Consider the following 19360-nt stretch of genomic DNA (forward strand, 5'->3'; position numbering starts at 1 on the left):
GTTGCATGACAAAAGGCGGCCAAATGGTCGCCTTTTTGATTAATTTTAGTTGGAAATTTACCTTACTCCATTAACTATTTTAAAAGAGCTGTTTAAAATAACGGCCAATTAACATAAAACGTCAATAGGTTCTCAATGAAATTCAGTGCTGTGATTCTTGCTGCGGGTAAAGGTACCCGTATGCATTCGAACATGCCTAAAGTGCTACACACTTTGGCAGGGAAGCCAATGGCAAAACATGTGATTGATACATGTACTGGTCTTGGTGCACAAAATATTCACTTAGTATTTGGTCACGGTGGTGATCAAATGCAAACTACTCTTGCTGAAGAACCAGTAAACTGGGTGCTGCAAGCGGATCAGTTGGGAACTGGCCATGCAGTTGACCAAGCATCTCCTCGCTTTGAAGACGATGAGAAAATCCTCGTGCTTTATGGTGATGTGCCATTAATCTCAGCCGAAACCATCGAGAACTTGTTGGATGCTCAACCAACGGGTGGTATTGCACTGCTTACAGTGATGCTTGATAACCCAACAGGTTATGGTCGTATTATTCGTAAAAATGGTCCTGTTGTTGCGATTGTTGAGCAAAAAGACGCAACGGAAGAACAAAAACAAATTAAAGAGATCAACACTGGCGTGATGGTTGCGACTGGTGGGGATCTTAAGCGTTGGTTGTCTGGCTTAAACAATAACAACGCGCAAGGCGAGTACTACTTAACTGACGTTATTGCAGCCGCACACGATGAAGGTCGCGCCGTTGAGGCAGTACACCCAGTAAACGCCATTGAAGTGGAAGGGGTCAACGACCGTGCTCAACTGGCTCGTCTAGAGCGTGCCTTCCAATCAATGCAAGCTCAGAAGCTACTAGAGCAAGGTGTGATGCTACGCGACCCAGCACGCTTTGATTTGCGTGGTGAGTTGCAGTGCGGTATGGACTGTGAAATTGACGTGAATGTTATCATCGAAGGTAAAGTATCACTCGGTGATAACGTGGTTATCGGTGCGGGTTGTGTACTGAAGGATTGCGAAATCGACGACAACACCATCGTTCGCCCTTACAGTGTAATTGAAGGTGCAACGGTTGGTGAAGAATGTACCGTTGGTCCATTTACTCGCCTTCGTCCTGGTGCTGAGATGCGTAACGATTCCCATGTGGGTAACTTCGTAGAAGTGAAAAATGCGTGTATCGGAGAAGGCTCAAAAGCGAACCATCTAACTTACCTTGGTGATGCTGAAATAGGTCAACGTACGAACATCGGTGCCGGTACGATTACTTGTAACTACGATGGTGCGAACAAGTTTAAGACCATCATCGGTAATGATGTATTTGTTGGTTCTGATAGCCAGCTGGTGGCTCCCGTCACTATCGCTGATGGCGCAACCATCGGTGCAGGCACGACGCTGACAAAAGATGTTGAAGAAGGCGAGTTAGTGATTACTCGCGTCAAAGAGCGCAAAATTAATGGCTGGCAACGCCCTGTAAAACAGAAATAAGCAGTACCTGCACTCTGTCGCTATATTGTCAAAGCCGCTCAACAAGAGCGGCTTTGTTGTTTCTAGCTAAAGGCTTCATCGTTAGTAACTGGGAATGGCGATGCGTTTTTCGAGCCAACGAACAGCTTGGGATACGAATAGAATGAGCAACAAGTACTCCAAAACGAGGAAGGTATAAATCTCTAGGGGTAAGTACTCATTCACCACCAGCTCATTGGCACGGCGAGTGAGATCGCTCAAACCAATCACACTAACCAAAGAACTCATCTTCAGGATATACACAAATTGATTTCCCAATGGTGGGAGAATTTGTCGAAACGCTTGGGGAAGAATTACCAAGTGCATCTTTTGCCAATAGCTTAAGCCCAAAGATTCAGCCGCTTCATGCTGGCCACGACTGATGGCTTGGATTCCGCCGCGAAACACCTCCGCCATAAACGCACTCTCAGCAATGGTCAGGGCAATAACACCCGCCCAAAAGTGATTGAGTGAGACATCCAACAGCGTTGGCATGCCGTAATACACCCAAAGTAGTAAGACTAAAACAGGCACTGAACGGACTACCTCGACATAAATGCGGTTGATCCACTTCAAGTAGGGAGAGTTCGACAGAGCCGGTAGGGCGATGATTAAACCTAAGGTCATCGCAAATAACATACTGAGGAGTGATACTTGGATGGTGTCACTAAATCCGGCGATTAAAAACTTCAGATTGGTGAGTCCTTGCTCCGTGGAGGGATCGAGCACATACCAGCCCCATTGATAATCTGAGCAACCTGTGAGCAACAGCAGCGAAATCAGCCATAGAGTTCGAAAGGTCACATTTACTCCCTGAATTAACTAAAAAACTTCCATTGTTGCTGCTATGTTATCAATAGAGCTTTAATAAAGGTTAATCATTAAACCGTATAAGGTCATTATTTTTAAGGGAATAAAAATGAAAAAGATTTTACTAGCGCTAGGAATGTGTTTACTTGCTGCAACTCAAATTGCTCATGCTGAAAGCCGTCTTCAATCCATTTTAGACAGTGGTGTACTCCGTGTTGGAACGACGGGAGATTGGAATCCGATGACGATGAAAGACCCTGCAACCAACAGTTATCGTGGCTTTGATATCGACGTAACGACAGAGCTTGCTAAAGATCTCGGTGTAAAAGTAGAGTATGTAGCCACGGATTGGAAGACGCTAGTCAATGGCATTACCGCCAACAAATATGATATTACTGGCAGCGCGTCCCTGAATATGTCGCGCGCGAAAGTCGCTGGATACAGCCAACCGTATTTCTACCTTGCCTTTGTACCCGTTGTGCAAAAGAAAGATCTCGCCAAATTCTCTGATTGGGCAGATTTTAATACGCCTGATGTGAAAGTCGCGGCGACACTAGGAACGGTGCAAGAAAAAATGGTGAAAGAGTTTTTCCCGCTGGCTCAACACATTGTGATTGAAGCGCCAGCGCGCGACTTCCAAGAATTACTAGCTCGCAGGGCCGATGTATCGGTGACGTCCAATGTGGAAGCAGCGACGTTGGTGGACAAGTTTAAACAACTAGCGATAGTACCAGTGGCCGCTCCGCGTAAACCGACACCAATTGCGATGCTGTTGCCGCAAGACGATCAAGTATGGATTAATTACATCAACCATTGGGTTGAGCTGAAAAAGACCCAAGGCTTTTTCAAGCTGACTGCCAAGAAGTGGGGGTTGAAAAGCTTATAAACAAAAAGAGCCGCATTACGCGGCTCTTTTTTATTATCTGAACAATTAAAGTTCGTCTTCACTCACTACACGAGCATTGTCTGGAGTCGTGAAGTGCTGAGACAATTCACGGTTAGATAAGATGTAACCCATCCAAAGACCACCCATACAGATGATGATTGCAACGCCCGTTACCATTTGAGCTTGGCTTGCCATTGCAGCAACTAATGCGCTTGATAGACTGCTCACAGTAATTTGTAAGCTGTTTTGCAGGCCTGCAGCTGTTGCAGGGCTTTGCTTAGCACTTGCCAACGCGCGGTTTACTACGATTGGGTATAGCGCACCATTGGCTACCGCAATTAAACAGAAAGGCGCTAGAATTGGCCAGATAGAAGACAGTTCCCATTGTGAGGCAATGAATATCATTATTGCCGCGACACTAAATAGTCCAATCAATTGACGTAGAACTTTTTCATCACCAAATTTACGAACGCCGACTTTACCCAAGTAACCACCAGCCATAAACGCGATAGTTTGTGGGATAAAGCTCAAACCAATATCTTTTGCTTCATAGCCTAGTTGCGCCATGATTTCTGGCATACCAGTTAGGTAAGCAAAGAATGCAGCCGAAGCCGTCGCAAACATAAATACGTTGCCAAGGTATTTTTTAGAACTCAGCAGCGCTTTGATGTCGGCAGACATACTGGTTTGTTTGATTTCTGCTTTCTCGTCTTTTTGGGCCATTGTCGCAAAGACCAAGAAGACACCAACTAGTGTTAGCGTAATAAAGATACTGTGCCAGCCGAAGTTATCTGCCAACACTACCCCTAATTGAGGTGCTAGTGCTGGTGATAGCGCGACTAACGGCATGATCGTTGCGAAAATTTGCTGACTGCTGCTTGAGTAGCGTTTAATGACCATGGCTTGCCAGATCACGGCTGGTGCACATACACCGATAGCTTGGATAAAGCGCAGTGTCAGTAGTTGCCATACTTGGTCACAGAAAGCCAAACCGAATGACGCGATAGTAAACAGCACTAATCCGGCCGCGAGTGTATTGCGGTGGCCAAATTTATCGGATGCCAATCCCCACATTAGCTGGCCAACCGCCATACCAACTAGGAATACCGTTAAAGAGAGCGCTATTTGCTCTGGGCCTGTTGCAAAGTCGATTTCCATCGCTTTGAATGCTGGCAGATACATATCGGTAGCAACGAAGCCAAGCATCGATAATGCTGCCAGATAAATGAGCTGTAGTTTTGATATTTTCATGATTCAACCAGTCAAATTATTTAATCATTTTTTAATCAACATCAGTTGGCGCCAACCCTGATTTATTTACCTTATTATTCTATTTTTCGATTTTGATAAAATAAAACGCTAAAATTGTTGGTTATCAATCAAATTTTTTGAAAGGTTAAATCATGTTCTCTAAAGCGTCTCTGGAAATGCTGGATACGGTTGCCCGTTTAGGCAGTTTCACCGCTGCGGCTGAGGTGCTGCATAAAGTCCCTTCTGCCATCAGCTATGGAGTAAGGCAGGTCGAGCAAGATTTAGATGTGGTGCTGTTTCGACGCTTACCGAGGAAAGTGGAGTTAACTCCAGCAGGTGAACTTTTTATGGCTGAGGCTCGCTCTTTGCTGCGTCAAATGGAAGAGGTGAAAGCACAAACACGCCGAGCAGCTCAGGGATGGAAGAGCACGTTAAAGCTGACCTTAGATAACGTGGTGAAGTTAGAAAAACTCAAACCTTTGGTGGAAGACTTTTATCGCGAGTTTGAATTTGCTGAATTGCAGATCAATATGGAAGTATTTAATGGCTCTTGGGAAGCCATAGCACAAGGTAGAGCCGACATTGTCGTTGGCGCCACGTCTGCGGTTCCCGTTGGTGGAGATTTTGAAGTCAAAGATATGGGCGTATTGGATTGGGCATTTGTAATGTCTCCCGCTCATCCCTGTGTTCGCCAACAAGTGCTTACTGAAGAGTTTGTGAGTCAATTTCCGGCGATCTGCCTTGATGATACTTCGAACGTGCTGCCAAAGCGCCATACTGGCCATTACCCGCAACAACGCCGATTGTTACTACCCAACTGGTACAGTGCAATTGAATGTTTGAAAAATGGAGTTGGCGTGGGTTACATGCCACGTCATATTGCAACGCCACTGATCAATGATGGTGTGCTGGTGGAGAAGGTTATGCCAGATGATAAGCCGCTCAGTCATTGTTGCTTGGTCTGGCGCAAAGATGATAACCATAAATTGATCCAATGGATGGTGGATTACCTAGGATCGCCTAATCAACTACATCAAGATTGGTTACAGTCATAAAAAAACACCTCGCAATAGCGAGGTGTTTTATTTGATATGTTTGGAGCGTGGCGTTTTATGACAGGAAGAACTTGTAAGACGGGTTGTCTGTTTCGTCTTTGCATTGATAGCCAAGTTCGCGCAAATGTGCCGAAAACTGAGCTAAATCTCCTTCATCTAACTCGAAACCACATAAAACGCGTCCGTAGTCTGCGCCGTGGTTACGGTAGTTGAACAAGCTAATATTCCAATGGGTACCAAGAGTGCTTAAGAATTTCAGCAAGGCACCTGGGTACTCTGGAAATTCAAAGCTGTAGAGTCGCTCTTTGAGTTGCTTCGATGGCTTCCCGCCGATCATGTAGCGAACGTGTAGCTTCGCCATTTCATCGTCAGAAAGGTCAACCACCGGATAGCCACCTTCACGTAGATCGTGAATGATGTTTTCCAACTCTTCTTGACCGCCTTGCAGACGGACACCGACAAAGATATTAGCGAGTTCGTCATCGTTATAACGATAGTTAAACTCCGTAACTGCACGGCCGCCAATCAAGTTACAGAACTCAAAGAACGCTCCTTGGCGTTCAGGGATCGTCACTGCCAATAAACCTTCACGTTTTTCACCTAGCTCGCAACGTTCTGACACATAGCGTAACCCGTGGAAGTTGGTGTTTGCGCCAGACAGTACCGTGCCTAGGTTTTTGTCTTTCAGATTGTTCTGTTCAGCAAACTTTTTCAGCCCCGCCAGAGCAAGCGCACCCGAAGGTTCAGCAATCGCACGGGTATCTTCAAAGATGTCTTTTACTGCTGCGCAGATTTCATCACTGGACACTGCAATATGGCCATCAATGTACTTCTGGCACAGACGGAAAGTCTCTTCACCAATGCGCTTTACTGCAACGCCATCGGCAAACATGCTGACTTGGTCTAGTACGACAGGTTCACCTGCATCTAGCGCGGCTTTCAGACAAGATGAGTCTTCCGGCTCTACGGCAATGACTTTTATTTCTGGCATTAACTGCTTCACGAGTACCGCAACACCAGCGGCCAAACCGCCGCCACCGACAGGAACGAAGATGTAATCAAGATGACCATTTTGCTGCAGCATTTCCATACCAATGGTGCCTTGACCTGCGATCACCAGTGGGTGATCAAAGGGGGGCACAAAAGTATAGCCATATTGCTCTGACAAACGTTCGGCTTCTGCTTTTGCTTCATCAAAGTTGCTGCCGTGTAGTACCACATTGCCACCAAAGCTGCGTACGGCGTCGACTTTGATATCCGGCGTGGTCTTTGGCATCACGATGGTGGTTTTGATGCCCAGCTTAGTGCCAGACAGCGCCATGCCTTGAGCGTGATTACCTGCCGATGCTGCAATCACCCCCGCTGCTTTCTGTGCTTCAGTTAGGCTTGCCACCATGTTGTACGCACCGCGTAATTTAAATGAGTGCACGGGTTGGCGATCTTCGCGCTTGATCTGCACATTATTCCCGATACGTGCAGATAAACGAGGCATTTCTTGCAGTGGCGTCACTGTTGCGACTTCATACACCGGAGCGCGGAGGATTTGGCGCAGATAGTCTGCGCCAGTTTGATTTACTTTCTTTTCGGGTTGAGATTCCATCATTGCTAGCCCTCTAGCTTCGACTTGTCTCGTACTGCACCCTTGTCAGCACTGGTGGCCATGCTCGCGTACGCTTTAAGTGCAAAGGAAACTTCTCTTTGACGATCAACAGGTTTCCAGCCAAGTTCGTCTTGTTTTGCACGGCGCTCTGCAAGTTCCTGTTCAGACACTTCGAGTGAAATTGAACGGTTCGGAATATCAATCGCGATCATATCGCCCGGTTTCACCAGTCCAATAGCACCGCCGTTAGCGGCTTCAGGAGAAGCATGGCCGATAGAGAGTCCTGATGTACCACCAGAGAAGCGACCGTCAGTCAGCAGTGCACATTCTTTACCAAGGCCCATCGATTTTAGGTAAGTGGTTGGGTAAAGCATTTCTTGCATGCCCGGACCACCTTTAGGGCCCTCGTAACGGATAACAACCACATCACCTGCTTTGACTTTGCCACCCAAGATGCCTTCCACCGCATCTTCTTGGCTCTCAAATACCACCGCTGGACCAGTGAACTTAAGAATGCTCTCATCGACACCGGCTGTCTTAACGATACAGCCATCCAATGCGATGTTGCCTGATAGAACGGCTAGGCCACCTTCTTGGCTGAAGGCGTTGTCTTTCGCGCGAATACAACCTTCAGCGCGGTCGTCATCAAGGCGATCCCAGCGGCAATCTTGTGAGAACGCTTGAGTGGTACGAATACCCGCAGGGCCTGCGCGGTAGAACTTAAGTACTTCTTCGTCTTCAGTTTGGATAATGTCGTATTTTGCCAGTTGCTCTTTCATCGAAAGGCCAAGTACGGTGCGCGCATCATTGTGCAGTAGACCTGCACGGTCAAGCTCACCAAGAATCGCCATTACGCCACCAGCGCGGTGTACGTCTTCCATATGATATTTCTGGGTAGATGGTGCCACTTTACATAGGTGTGGCACTTGGCGAGACAGGCGATCGATATCTTCCATATCGAAATCCACTTCACCTTCTTGCGCTGCAGCTAACAGGTGCAAAATGGTGTTGGTTGAACCACCCATGGCAATATCCAGTGCCATTGCATTTTCGAAGGCATCATAAGTTGCGATGTTGCGTGGCAACGCGGATTCGTCATCTTGCTCGTAGTAACGACGAGTCAGTTCAACGATGCGACGACCTGCATTAAGAAACAGTTGTTCACGGTCTGCGTGCGTCGCCAGCATAGAACCGTTGCCCGGCTGAGAAAGACCCAGCGCTTCCGTTAGACAGTTCATCGAGTTTGCCGTGAACATGCCTGAACACGATCCACAGGTTGGACATGCGCTGCGTTCGATCTGCTCACTTTGCTCATCAGATACTTTTGGATCCGCACCTTGGATCATTGCATCAACAAGGTCTAGTTTGATGATCTGATCAGAAAGCTTGGTTTTACCCGCTTCCATTGGGCCACCAGAAACAAAGATAACCGGGATGTTGAGACGCATGGATGCCATCAACATTCCCGGAGTGATTTTGTCACAGTTAGAGATACATACCATGGCATCGGCACAGTGCGCATTGACCATGTACTCTACAGAGTCTGCGATAAGTTCGCGTGAAGGCAGTGAGTACAGCATGCCGCCGTGACCCATTGCGATACCATCATCAACCGCGATGGTGTTGAATTCTTTTGCGATGCCGCCGGCTTTTTCGATTTCACGTGCGACAAGCTGACCCATGTCTTTAAGATGTACGTGACCCGGAACAAATTGAGTAAACGAGTTCACCACGGCGATGATTGGTTTACCGAAGTCTTCTTCTTTCACACCCGTTGCACGCCACAGCGCGCGTGCCCCCGCCATGTTACGACCATGTGTGGTGGTAGCTGATCTATATTTTGGCATTTCTTAAATCCTTCTTACTTCTGTTCTGGGTACACATAGTCTAACCAGCCCCACTTATCTTTCGTGGTGCCGTCAAATAGGCCAAAGTAGGCTGCTTGTAGTTCTTTAGTGATTGGGCCGCGTTTACCTGTGCCCACTTCAATTTTGTCGATGGTTGCCACAGGCACAATTTCAGCCGCAGTACCTGTCATGAAGACTTCATCGGCAAGGTAAAGGGCTTCACGAGCAATGTTCGCTTCACGCACTTCGTAGCCTTTATCGCGTGCAATCGTCATGATCGAGTCACGAGTGATGCCCGGCAGAATCGCGCTAGTTGCTGGTGGTGTGGTGATCACGCCATCTTTGATAACGAAGATGTTTTCACCGGCGCCTTCCGATAGGTAACCATCTACGCTTAGCGCAATACCTTCGTCGTAACCGTGACGACGCGCTTCACCACCAACCAGTAGTGAAGATAGGTAGTTACCGCCTGCTTTAGCCGCAGTTGGGATGGTGTTTGGCGCAGCGCGGTTCCAGCTTGAAATCATCGCATCGACACCTTTTTCTAGCGCTTCTTCGCCTAAGTAAGAGCCCCAAGGAAATGCCGCAATGATTAGATCCATTTCAGTGCCAACTGGTGGGCACACGCCCAAACCAACATTACCGACAAAACCTAATGGACGAATGTAAGCGCTATCGAGTTTGTTTTGGCGCAGTGTTTCGCGGGTCGCTTCCATGATTTCTTCTACAGAAAAAGGGATCGGGAAACGGTAAATCTTGGCGGAATCTTTTAAACGTTGTGCATGCTCACGGTGACGGAAGACAATTGGGCCTTTTGGTGTGTTGTAACAGCGCACGCCTTCAAACACGGATGTACCATAGTGCATTGCGTGAGTCAGAACGTGAACGTTAGCCTCTGCCCATGGAACCATCTCACCATTAAACCAAATGAAATCTGCAGTTTTCGTTGCCATTTGTTGCCTTCCTTATGCACTTACGTGTTGTTGTAAGTTATGATTTGGCAGTTCATCGTTGCGGATTTTTAGCACCTCAACCTTACGAACGTCCCACAACTTCTCTATTTGATTGATCAAAAACGAGATTGGTCGATCGCTGTCGACGATGATCTCGACGCTGGCTACTTTGCTTTCGTGGTTTTGCGTAGCAGCGACTTGTTTGATCACGAAGCCTCGGTGACGAATCACACGTAGAACGCGCTCCAACAGTACCGGTTTGTCATCGGCTTTGATGTCGAGTAAATATCTGTCCATGCGATTGTCTCCTATGTATTTTCCAACATATCACTGTTTGATGCGCCAGGTGGCACCAATGGCCACACGTTTTCTTCTTCATCAATCAAAACGTGAAGCATGTAAGAAGTTTCACTCGCTAGCATCTCTTTGAGAGCAGGTTCGACTTCTTCTTTCTTGGTGATGGTTTTGCCCGGGATATCGAACGCTTTGGCAAGCATCACGAAGTCTGGGTTGTCATCAAGAATGGTTTCGCTGTGGCGGCCGTCAAAGAACAATGACTGCCATTGGCGAACCATGCCAAGACGTTGGTTATTAAGAAGGACAATCTTCACTGGAATCTGACGACGCTTCAGCGTGCCCAATTCCTGCACGTTCATCATAAATGAACCGTCACCTGTAATAAGGATAGACTGATCATCAGGACGTGCGACTGCTGCACCCATCGCTGCTGGCAAGCCAAAGCCCATGGTGCCAAGGCCAGCAGAAGTGATGAAATTTTGTGGTTCGCGTGGCTGGATATGTTGCGCTGCCCACATCTGGTGCTGACCTACATCAGTCGAGACAATTGAGCTGTCTGGCATCATGTCTGACAGTTGTTTAAGCAATAGCGGCGCGTAGATTAACTCGCCCGGGTGGTCGTAACGCCACTTAAAGCCGCTGCGCAGACTTTCACTGTGATGTACCCACGGTGAGATATCTTGAGTCAGCTCTAGCTGAGGAAGAATGGTGTTGATGTCGCCACGCAATGGTGCGTTGGCGTGGCGCAGTTTATGAATCTCCGCAGCATCAATGTCGATGTGAATCACTTTCGCATTTGGTGCAAACGTGTCGAGCTTACCCGTCACACGGTCATCAAAGCGCGCGCCAACCACGATCAATAGATCGGCTTCTTGAACCACTAGGTTAGCGGCTTTGGTGCCGTGCATGCCCAACATACCAAGATAGTGAGGGTCATGGCGTTCAATGGTACCGAGGCCTTTTAGTGTGCTAACTGCTGGCATTGGGTTTAAGCGAAGGAATTCGCGTACTGCATCGGTTGCTTTCGCGAGTTGCACGCCACCACCAACATACAACACTGGGCGAGTTGATGCTGCCAGTACATCTTGCGCGCGCTTAATGTCTTCAGCGCTGACGTCTGCGATTGCAGGCGCTACGTATGGAGGCAGTAGATCTGTTGGGGTTTGAGCCAGTTGAACGTCTTTGGCGATATCGACAATGACTGGACCCGGACGACCCGTTTTGGCCACTTCAAAGGCTTCGGCTAGCGTTGGCGCTAGGTCTTCAATTTCGGTCACGAGATAGCTGTGCTTAGTACAGGCTAGGGACATTCCGATCACATCCATTTCTTGGAATGCATCGGTACCGATATGAGAGCTAGCAACCTGGCCTGTGATGGCAACTAGAGGTACGGAGTCAAGGAAAGCGTCGGCAAGGCCGGTAACAAGGTTAGTGGCCCCTGGGCCGGAAGTTGCCATGCATACAGCAACGTCTTGAGTGGAACGAGCCATACCAATTGCGGCCATGGCGGCCCCTTGCTCATGACGGCATAGGATGTGCTCCACCCCTCCGTCATACAAAGCATCGTAGATTGGCATGATGGCCCCGCCAGGGTAGCCAAAAACGGTTTCGATGCCTTGCTGTCTTAAAGCGGCTACGACAAGTTGTGCACCAGTCATCGTAAACCTCCTTTGCTACGTTGTGGCTCGTAGCGATTGCCATATTTATTGCACTTCATGTGCACTCCCATTCTTCCCGTTAAACTGTCCGAGGATTAGACAGATGACAACTTGTAGTTGTAAAAAAACCCCCGGACTTTTCAGTGCGGGGGTTTTTTGTAATTTGTGGTTACCTTTCGCCCACAATACCCCGCGCGGTGCCAATAATGACCACGATAATCAGGGCTAGCAGTGCGTTGATATGAGCGAAAAGGTTCATCTGTCTGTCGTTCTTTTTTCGTTAAAAAATGTTGTGTAATGTTCTACGAAATTGTTTGCGTCATTAGTGGTATCACACAATTCCGCTGCATGACAAGCAAAAAGTCATTCTTTTTTCACATTAACTCTCAATTGGGACGCGGTATATAACATAACCAACTAGATAAAACATTTGTTTACAGAGTGTTCAATAAATTGAGGAACGTATGGGGCTGGCAATCATTCATAGTCGAGCAAGCGTCGGGGTGCAAGCGCCATCGGTTAGTGTAGAAGTTCATATTAGCAATGGTATGCCCGGGTTTACCTTGGTAGGGCTGCCAGAGACGACGGTAAAAGAGTCCAAAGATCGCGTTCGTAGCGCGATCATTAATTCTAATTTTCAGTTTCCAGCTAAGCGGATCACCGTTAATTTAGCTCCAGCAGATTTGCCCAAAGAGGGAGGGCGTTTTGATCTTCCTATCGCATTGGGGATTTTGGCCGCTTCGGAGCAAATCGCGACAGATAAGCTTAAAAACTACGAATTTGTTGGCGAGTTAGCGCTATCTGGTGGTCTGAGACCTGTAAAAGGTGTGCTGCCTGCTGCGCTGGAAGCCAGTAAGATTCAACGTCATTTAGTGGTCCCACATGTGAATGGCGATCAGGCGGCGCTGGTGGGGAAGGAACAACATAAATCGGCCCAATCATTACTGGAAGTATGTGCTGAGCTTTGTGGTCAACATCGACTGAATCTTTTTCAAACGCCTAAGCGCAAAATAGTCGAAAAACATGGTCGAGACTTACAAGATATTATTGGCCAACAACAAGGTAAGCGCGCACTGGAGATTGCTGCCGCTGGAAACCACAACTTACTTTTCCTTGGCCCGCCAGGTACCGGGAAAACCATGTTGGCTTCGCGCTTGTGTGACTTATTACCGGAAATGAGTGACGAAGAAGCAATGGAAACCGCTTCGGTGGCATCGCTGACACAAAGTGAAATTAATGAGCATAATTGGAAGTCGCGTCCGTTTCGTTCGCCGCATCATTCAAGTTCAATGGCGGCATTAGTTGGCGGTGGCTCGGTACCCAGACCCGGGGAGATCTCTTTAGCCCACAACGGCTTGTTGTTTCTCGACGAAATGCCCGAATTTGACCGAAAGGTGCTGGACTCGTTACGCGAACCGCTCGAATCTGGTGAGATCATTATCTCTCGAGCGCAAGGTAAAACACGCTTTCCGGCTCGCTTCCAATTAGTTGGAGCATTGAACCCAAGTCCGACAGGGTATTACGAAGGCAATCAAGCTCGCACCAATCCACAAGCCATTTTGCGTTACCTTGGTCGATTATCTGGACCGCTGTTAGATCGCTTTGATATGTCTTTAGAAATCCCTGCTCTGCCCAAAGGGACATTAGCAGAAGGTGGTGATCGCGGTGAGTCGACCGCTATCGTTAAAGAACGTGTGAATCATGCGCGTACCAATATGCTGAACCGCAGCGGTAAGGTAAATGCACTGTTAGGCAGTCGAGAAATCGAGGCGTTTTGCCCCTTACACAAAAGTGATGCGGAGTTTCTTGAAACCGCTTTACATCGTTTGGGGCTTTCGATTCGCGCGTATCATCGCATTATCAAAGTAGCACGAACGATAGCAGATCTTGATGGGGCGGAGCAGATTGAACGAGCGCACTTAGCCGAGGCGCTTGGGTATCGAGCGATGGATCGCTTACTGAAACAACTCACGGCGCAAGCGGTATAGAGACGTGCAAATATCACCGCAACAAGTGTTGTAAGTGCCTTGTTGCGATGAAGGACGTTAGAAGGTGTAGTTGAGACCAAGAGACAACAGGTACTCTTTCTCATCATAGAACGTGATATTGGAGTCCGTTTGGCTGTAGCCGGCTAAAGAGATGAACGACCAGTTTTGCCAGTCAAATACGTTTTGATATTCATAGGCTGCAAATAGGCTGACGGTGTCGTCATTTCGTGTTTTAGCAAAAGTTTGGCTAGCGGCTTGATAGTCTTTCCATGCATAACCTGCGGTGAGGGCCAATCGATGGCGGTTGATAAATTTAAACCAGCTAATGTCAAATCCGTACGAATCAAATGACTCCGCCTTACCGTCGGCATCTTGATTAATGTAGGTAAACGCCGGTTGCAATATGGATGTTTGATTAAGTGAAATCCGATAGTCACCTTTAACGTAGTAAAGGCTCGCATCGCGAGCGAGTGAACGGTCCGTTACTTCTTCTTGCTCAATGTCTTTATCAGCATAAGCGAGATCAAGGTTGAAGTTTTTATCAATCAATCCTTTGATTTGAAAGCGATAGGCATTGCCGTCCACATCCGTTTCTTGACGGGCGGTTCCGACTTGATATGGGTTACGCCAAGTTTCGCTTTTGAGCACGGTCGGTAGATAGGAAATATCGAGCACGGTGCCGGATGGCAACTCGTGTTGATAGCCCAGCTGAAAAGCGAGTGTACCAACCGCGACATCGGAACGTGTGGTACCCGCGTACACTTGGTGATTGAGTCGGTTACCAAAAGTGTAAGTAATGCTTCCTAGCGGCGCAGCGATAACGGAACTGTCACTATCGGCGCGCTTATCGAGAGAATCGATGGTGTTACTATTTTCCGTATTGAAGTTGGATTCTGATGATACAAATCCGGCATTCAGCGAAATTTCACCGCCAAAACCTGCGGTTTCAGCGAGTTGAGCCTGAGCAGAACTGACGACAAAGGCCAAAGGCAAGAGAATTAGCCTTGGTTTCATTCGTTATCTCCTTATTGTCGAATGAGTGGTGCAAATATTGGTTGAGGTAACAAATCTGACCATTCCCACGCATATTCCAATGTGGCAAAGGCGCAGTATAATTACACGCTGTTTTATTCTTCACACATTATCACTGTTGTTTGACTATCATGTTGGCATATTTGTTATTTTTTTTTAACGCTTCTTTTGTGATTATCAATTCTGCGCTGTGTTCACTCGCAATTTGTATTATCGCTGTGTTTAAAGTATTGCTTCCAAGCGTGGAGCTAAAAGCGAAAGCGACCGCTTGTGCCAACAAGGTGATGTGGTTATGGGCTACCGTCAATGCGGGCATTCTGGCGGTTTCTAACCGTGTTGACTGGGATGTTCAGGGCGGTGAGGCGCTGAAAAAAGACGGGTGGTATCTGTTGATCAGTAATCATCTCAGTTGGACCGATATTGTGGTGCTTTGCTGCGTGTTTAAAGACCGCATTCCTATGCCGAAGTTTTTCCTCAAACAACAACTGTTGTATGTGCCTTTCATTGGGATGGCGTGTTGGGCGCTCGACATGCCATTTATGCGTCGTTATTCGCGAGAGTATCTGATCCGCAACCCGCACAAACGAGGTCAAGATTTAGAGACGACACGTCGCTCGTGCGCCAAGTTCAAACATGCACCAACCACAGTGGTTAATTATGTCGAAGGCACTCGATTTACCGAAGAAAAACAGCGTAAGAGTAAGACGAGCTACCAATATTTGCTGCAACCAAAATCGGGCGGGATCGCATACACGTTAGCGGCAATGGGGGAGCAGTTCGAGAACATTATCGATGTGACGCTTGCGTACCCAGAAAATACAAATAAGCCATTCAAGGATTTATTAATGGGCCGAATGGGCAAGGTTGTTGTGCGTGTGAATGTGTTGCCCGTCGATGAACGAGTGCTTGGTGATTACTTTAACGATAAGCCCTATAAGCGACAATTTCAGCAATGGTTGGGTGATGTGTGGCAAGAAAAAGATCGGTTGCTACAAGAGATTTACAAATAAACAAAGGGGAGCGATGAGCTCCCCTTTTGATTGATATCGATGCGCTTATTTTAGTGTCAGCAAGTAGTTCACCAGAGAGAAGTACTCATCCATCGTCTTGATGCTTTGTGCTTGAACTAGGTATTTGTTGTTAACGATAACCGCAGGAACGCCGGTTAGACCGCTGTTTTCAAATTGCTTGTCCATACGGCGAACCATGGAATCAACCGCAAAGCCTTTGAATGCAGAGTCGAATTTCTTCGCGTCTACACCTTCATCAAGGAAGATTTGGCGAAGCTCTTCATCGTTACGTGGCGCCTTCTTTAGATTGTGGATGCGGTTAAACATCACTGGCACCATTTTGTCTTCCACTTTTAGTGCAACCATGGTCGCGTAGGCTTTGCTCATTGATGGGCCCATGTTGCCACCCATGAAAGAAACGTGGTTTTTTAGTAGTTTAGTGCCTTCTGGCAACTGCTTTTTCAGTTGCTGGATAACAGGTTCAAAGCTATTACAGTGCGGGCAGTAGAAAGAGAAAAACTCCGTCACAAGAGGTTTTTTTGATGCCTCAAGATCCAATACTTTGTAATGTTCACCTTCTTTGAATTGCGCTGCATGTGCCGACAGGCTTAGCATCAGCATAGAAAACAGTGCGAACAGTTTTTTCATCGAAATATCTCCATTTTTGAATTTGTGGCCTGACTTACCATTGAGGCATTAAAGACAGCGGTGCTTCTTCTAAAGCGGCGATCTGCTCTTTAAATGCAAGGACCTGACCTTCCCAGTATTTTGGCTCATTAAACCATGGAAAAGCGAGAGGAAACGCAGGGTCATGCCAACGTTTTGCTAGCCATGCCATATAGTGCACCATTCGTAGACCGCGAAGTGGCTCAATTAGTTTCAATTCTGCGGGGTTAAAGTCGCAAAACTCTTGATAAGCTTCTAAAACAATATCCAGCTGCATCAGTTTGTCTTGGCGTTCACCGTTCAGTAGCATCCATAAGTCTTGTACTGCAGGGCCGTTACGAGCGTCATCCAAATCAACAAACATAGGGCCATCTCGCCACAAAATATTGCCTGGGTGGCAATCGCCATGCAAACGAATGATATTGAAGCCTTCTTGCCAGTGGCTTTCAATTGATTTGATCAGCATATCCAAGTCATTGAAGAAGCTGTTCTCCAAGTGCATTGGAATCATGTTGGCGTTTTGCAGAATCTCTCTTGGTTGATACAGGTATTCTTGCAAGCCAATCGTTGGGCGATGTTGGAAGGCTTGGCGGCTACCCACTTTGTGGATGCGACCAAGGAAACGCCCTACACCGTCGAGCTGATCTAAGTTGTCAACCTCGTACTGGCGACCACCCACGCTCTCAAACAGCGCAAAGGCATAGCCTTGATAGTGATGAAGGGTTTCACCGTTGATGCGCACAGGTGGTGCGACGGGGATTTCGTTGCCAATTAATTCTAAAGTGAAGTCGTGCTCCTCTTGGATCTGTTCGCTGCTCCAACGTTCAGGGCGGTAGAACTTGACGACATAACGACGACGCTCTTCGTCAGTGAATTGATAAACACGGTTTTCGTAGCTATTGAGGGGAAGAAAGCCTGATTCTGCGCGAACGCCGATGCTTTCTAACGCGTACCACATAAAATCTGGGGTAAGGGCGTCAAAGTTAAACATACTTTGGGACATATAAACAAAAAGGCTCATTGCTGAGCCTTTTTCCATTAGTCACTGAAGTAGACGCTATAGTTTTTTTATAAAGCGGCTTTCCACTTCAATGGTGAATTCGTTGCTCTTATCGGTGAGTATAAACTGAATTGTCGTAATCGCAGAGTTTAGCTTGTCAGGATTGGCGCCAAGACTCATTGGTAAGTTCAATACTTCACCTGGCTGTACCTGAATTGTCTGCTTACCGTACCAGCTTACATCGGATAGCCCTTCAACATCCAACGAGTACTCTTGTACTTGCTGAGTTTTGTTGATTACTTTGAGGGTGTAGGTGTTTTCTACTTCGCCTGAGCTATTAACGCGGAACAGTTGGTTACGGTCGCGAATAACACTCATGCCTGCTGGGTCTACCGCTGCGATTTGGGCAAAGAACAGACCAATCATGACCAGTAGCACAGCTCCATAGCCCAGCAGCTTCGGACGCATGACTTTGGTACTCTTACCCGATAAGCGGTGCTCGGTGGTGTAACTGATTAGTCCTTTCTCGTAACCCATGCGATCCATGGTGTTGTCACACGCATCAATACAGGCGCCACAGTTAATACATTCATATTGTAAGCCGTCACGAATATCGATACCTGTTGGGCACACCTGCACACACAAATCACAATCAATACAATCCCCCAAACCAAGCTGCTTTGGATCGGCTTTGCGTGGACGTGGACCACGCTTTTCACCACGTTTTGCATCATAGCCAACGATGAAGGTGTCTTTATCAAACATGGCAGACTGGAAGCGCGCGTAAGGACACATGTGAATACACATGATGGAACGCATCCAACCAGCATTACCATAAGTACAAATGGCAAAGAACATTACCCAAAAGACGGGCCAGAAGTTGGCGTTAAAAGTGAAAAAGTCGATAACCAATTGCTTCATTGGAACGAAGTAGCCAACAAAAGTAAAACCAGTAGCGAGCGCAATGGCAAACCAAGCGATATGTTTGATGGTTTTGCGCATCGCTAAATTCGCCGTTAGCTTATTGGAGTCCTGCTTACGACGCTTATTGGCGCTGCCCTCTAGCTTCTCTTCAAACCAGATATACATGAAGGTCCAGACGGTTTGTGGGCAGAGATAGCCACACCAAACTCGACCTAAGAAGGTGGTAATAAAGAACAACCCAAATGCCGCGATCACAAATAGCAAGGCGAGTAGGGTAAGATCTTGCGGATACAACGTGGTACCGAAAAAGTTGAACTGCTGGTTGCCAATATCGAGCAAGATCGCTTGACGTTCACCGTAAGGGATCCACGGTATCAAAGCGAAGAGAAGCAGTAAGAACCAACCACCGTAACGACGCAGTTTCTGGTAAGTCCCTTTGCTTTCGCGTACATAGATGCGATTACTTGGATTGAACCGATCCCCATTCCCTTTATGAGTCTTGGGGTTGTAGGTTTTAGGAGTCACATCTTTGATATCGATCTTATCCTGACTCATGCACTCATCCTTCTTAGGCTTTTATAATGTACGGCGTCATTTCTATTGATGTCGCTCGATGACATTGCTACTTCGTCCTTATCATAAATCATGACCGGACATAATTATTTTAGTAAATACTGATGAACGGCGATTATACAATCAATAACAATTCCTTTTCTTTAACGCAGTCAACGTTTAACAACAAAAGTCAGTACAGTTAACCTGATAATTGGCTGAACAGTTATAACCAACTATGGGACTAAAAATTTTAGTTATAAAAAAGCGACTCATTTGAGGGAGTCGCTTAAAGAATACTGGGTTGTTGATCCGG

16 protein-coding genes are annotated in these 19360 nt (G+C 47.1%); 5 read left to right on the forward strand and 11 right to left on the reverse strand.

Going from position 1 to position 19360, the window contains the following annotated elements; all coding sequences use genetic code 11:
- The first annotated feature begins 135 nt into the window (after positions 1–135).
- Positions 136–1497: a bifunctional UDP-N-acetylglucosamine diphosphorylase/glucosamine-1-phosphate N-acetyltransferase GlmU gene (gene glmU / locus F7Y48_RS21550; protein WP_262652277.1), complete on the forward strand. Its 1362-nt coding sequence runs from the start codon at positions 136–138 to the stop codon at positions 1495–1497.
- Between the two features lie 81 nt (positions 1498–1578).
- Here glmU and F7Y48_RS21555 read toward each other — a convergent pair whose 3' ends face one another.
- The gene (locus tag F7Y48_RS21555; RefSeq protein ID WP_006742913.1) at positions 1579–2319 is read right to left on the reverse strand and encodes an amino acid ABC transporter permease; all 741 of its coding nucleotides are present in this window, start codon (positions 2317–2319) and stop codon (positions 1579–1581) included.
- 115 nt (positions 2320–2434) lie between these two features.
- Here F7Y48_RS21555 and F7Y48_RS21560 point away from each other — a divergent pair, with 115 nt between their 5' ends.
- Positions 2435–3211 carry a transporter substrate-binding domain-containing protein gene (locus F7Y48_RS21560; RefSeq protein ID WP_047010280.1) on the forward strand — a complete coding sequence of 259 codons (777 nt, stop codon included), beginning with the start codon at positions 2435–2437 and terminating at the stop codon, positions 3209–3211.
- 45 nt (positions 3212–3256) lie between these two features.
- Here the strand turns inward: F7Y48_RS21560 and punC are convergent, their stop codons facing one another.
- Positions 3257–4462, reverse strand: coding sequence for a purine nucleoside transporter PunC (gene punC / locus F7Y48_RS21565; RefSeq protein ID WP_031780373.1), 1206 nt, complete (start codon positions 4460–4462; stop codon positions 3257–3259).
- Positions 4463–4614: 152 nt separating this feature from the next.
- Here punC and punR point away from each other — a divergent pair, with 152 nt between their 5' ends.
- Positions 4615–5517 (forward strand): DNA-binding transcriptional activator PunR, encoded by a 903-nt coding sequence (punR, locus tag F7Y48_RS21570; protein WP_005394068.1) that lies wholly within the window; start codon positions 4615–4617, stop codon positions 5515–5517.
- 55 nt (positions 5518–5572) lie between these two features.
- On the opposite strand, the gene ilvA is transcribed toward punR, so the two are convergent.
- Genes ilvA through ilvG form a run of 5 tightly spaced genes read right to left on the reverse strand, consistent with a single transcriptional unit; the run spans position 5573 to position 11872 of the window.
- Positions 5573–7120, reverse strand: coding sequence for a threonine ammonia-lyase, biosynthetic (gene ilvA, locus F7Y48_RS21575; protein ID WP_243326881.1), 1548 nt, complete (start codon positions 7118–7120; stop codon positions 5573–5575).
- A 2-nt stretch (positions 7121–7122) separates the two neighbouring features.
- Positions 7123–8964, reverse strand: coding sequence for a dihydroxy-acid dehydratase (gene ilvD, locus F7Y48_RS21580; protein ID WP_005394064.1), 1842 nt, complete (start codon positions 8962–8964; stop codon positions 7123–7125).
- 14 nt (positions 8965–8978) lie between these two features.
- A complete protein-coding gene (ilvE, locus tag F7Y48_RS21585) occupies positions 8979–9917 on the reverse strand; it encodes a branched-chain-amino-acid transaminase (RefSeq protein WP_258507634.1) in 939 nt (312 codons plus the stop codon).
- A 12-nt stretch (positions 9918–9929) separates the two neighbouring features.
- Positions 9930–10214: an acetolactate synthase 2 small subunit gene (gene ilvM / locus F7Y48_RS21590; protein WP_005378958.1), complete on the reverse strand. Its 285-nt coding sequence runs from the start codon at positions 10212–10214 to the stop codon at positions 9930–9932.
- A gap of 11 nt (positions 10215–10225) precedes the next feature.
- The gene (gene ilvG / locus F7Y48_RS21595; RefSeq protein ID WP_065646619.1) at positions 10226–11872 is read right to left on the reverse strand and encodes an acetolactate synthase 2 catalytic subunit; all 1647 of its coding nucleotides are present in this window, start codon (positions 11870–11872) and stop codon (positions 10226–10228) included.
- 464 nt (positions 11873–12336) lie between these two features.
- Here ilvG and F7Y48_RS21600 point away from each other — a divergent pair, with 464 nt between their 5' ends.
- Positions 12337–13860, forward strand: a complete 1524-nt coding sequence (locus F7Y48_RS21600; RefSeq protein ID WP_258507632.1) for a YifB family Mg chelatase-like AAA ATPase — start codon at positions 12337–12339, stop codon at positions 13858–13860.
- Positions 13861–13917: 57 nt separating this feature from the next.
- Here the strand turns inward: F7Y48_RS21600 and F7Y48_RS21605 are convergent, their stop codons facing one another.
- Positions 13918–14874 carry a DUF2860 domain-containing protein gene (locus tag F7Y48_RS21605; RefSeq protein ID WP_258507630.1) on the reverse strand — a complete coding sequence of 319 codons (957 nt, stop codon included), beginning with the start codon at positions 14872–14874 and terminating at the stop codon, positions 13918–13920.
- A 149-nt stretch (positions 14875–15023) separates the two neighbouring features.
- Between F7Y48_RS21605 and F7Y48_RS21610 the strand changes: the two genes are divergently transcribed.
- Positions 15024–15902, forward strand: coding sequence for an acyltransferase (locus tag F7Y48_RS21610; protein ID WP_005394051.1), 879 nt, complete (start codon positions 15024–15026; stop codon positions 15900–15902).
- Positions 15903–15947: 45 nt separating this feature from the next.
- Here the strand turns inward: F7Y48_RS21610 and F7Y48_RS21615 are convergent, their stop codons facing one another.
- Genes F7Y48_RS21615 through ccoG form a run of 3 tightly spaced genes read right to left on the reverse strand, consistent with a single transcriptional unit; the run spans position 15948 to position 19047 of the window.
- A complete protein-coding gene (locus F7Y48_RS21615) occupies positions 15948–16550 on the reverse strand; it encodes a thiol:disulfide interchange protein DsbA/DsbL (protein ID WP_005379036.1) in 603 nt (200 codons plus the stop codon).
- A gap of 34 nt (positions 16551–16584) precedes the next feature.
- Positions 16585–17571, reverse strand: a complete 987-nt coding sequence (locus F7Y48_RS21620; RefSeq protein ID WP_316685381.1) for a serine/threonine protein kinase — start codon at positions 17569–17571, stop codon at positions 16585–16587.
- 54 nt (positions 17572–17625) lie between these two features.
- Positions 17626–19047, reverse strand: a complete 1422-nt coding sequence (gene ccoG / locus F7Y48_RS21625; RefSeq protein ID WP_256956250.1) for a cytochrome c oxidase accessory protein CcoG — start codon at positions 19045–19047, stop codon at positions 17626–17628.
- Positions 19048–19360 lie beyond the last annotated feature (313 nt).

Origin of the sequence: Vibrio sp. 2-1-2a, assembly GCF_032648565.1 — a bacterium.
Classification (GTDB): domain Bacteria; phylum Pseudomonadota; class Gammaproteobacteria; order Enterobacterales; family Vibrionaceae; genus Vibrio; species Vibrio diabolicus.

Bases quoted from the DNA above. Each gene is read 5' to 3' on its own strand.
- glmU (WP_262652277.1), top strand. From the start codon at position 136: ATGAAATTCAGTGCTGTGATTCTTGCTGCGGGTAAAGGTACCCGTATG.
- F7Y48_RS21620 (WP_316685381.1), bottom strand. From the start codon at position 17,571: ATGTCCCAAAGTATGTTTAACTTTGACGCCCTTACCCCAGATTTTATG.
- punR (WP_005394068.1), top strand. From the start codon at position 4,615: ATGTTCTCTAAAGCGTCTCTGGAAATGCTGGATACGGTTGCCCGTTTA.
- ilvG (WP_065646619.1), bottom strand. From the start codon at position 11,872: ATGACTGGTGCACAACTTGTCGTAGCCGCTTTAAGACAGCAAGGCATC.
- F7Y48_RS21600 (WP_258507632.1), top strand. From the start codon at position 12,337: ATGGGGCTGGCAATCATTCATAGTCGAGCAAGCGTCGGGGTGCAAGCG.
- F7Y48_RS21610 (WP_005394051.1), top strand. From the start codon at position 15,024: ATGTTGGCATATTTGTTATTTTTTTTTAACGCTTCTTTTGTGATTATC.
- ilvM (WP_005378958.1), bottom strand. From the start codon at position 10,214: ATGGACAGATATTTACTCGACATCAAAGCCGATGACAAACCGGTACTG.
- punC (WP_031780373.1), bottom strand. From the start codon at position 4,462: ATGAAAATATCAAAACTACAGCTCATTTATCTGGCAGCATTATCGATG.
- ccoG (WP_256956250.1), bottom strand. From the start codon at position 19,047: ATGAGTCAGGATAAGATCGATATCAAAGATGTGACTCCTAAAACCTAC.
- ilvE (WP_258507634.1), bottom strand. From the start codon at position 9,917: ATGGCAACGAAAACTGCAGATTTCATTTGGTTTAATGGTGAGATGGTT.
- ilvA (WP_243326881.1), bottom strand. From the start codon at position 7,120: ATGATGGAATCTCAACCCGAAAAGAAAGTAAATCAAACTGGCGCAGAC.
- F7Y48_RS21560 (WP_047010280.1), top strand. From the start codon at position 2,435: ATGAAAAAGATTTTACTAGCGCTAGGAATGTGTTTACTTGCTGCAACT.
- ilvD (WP_005394064.1), bottom strand. From the start codon at position 8,964: ATGCCAAAATATAGATCAGCTACCACCACACATGGTCGTAACATGGCG.
- F7Y48_RS21605 (WP_258507630.1), bottom strand. From the start codon at position 14,874: ATGAAACCAAGGCTAATTCTCTTGCCTTTGGCCTTTGTCGTCAGTTCT.
- F7Y48_RS21615 (WP_005379036.1), bottom strand. From the start codon at position 16,550: ATGAAAAAACTGTTCGCACTGTTTTCTATGCTGATGCTAAGCCTGTCG.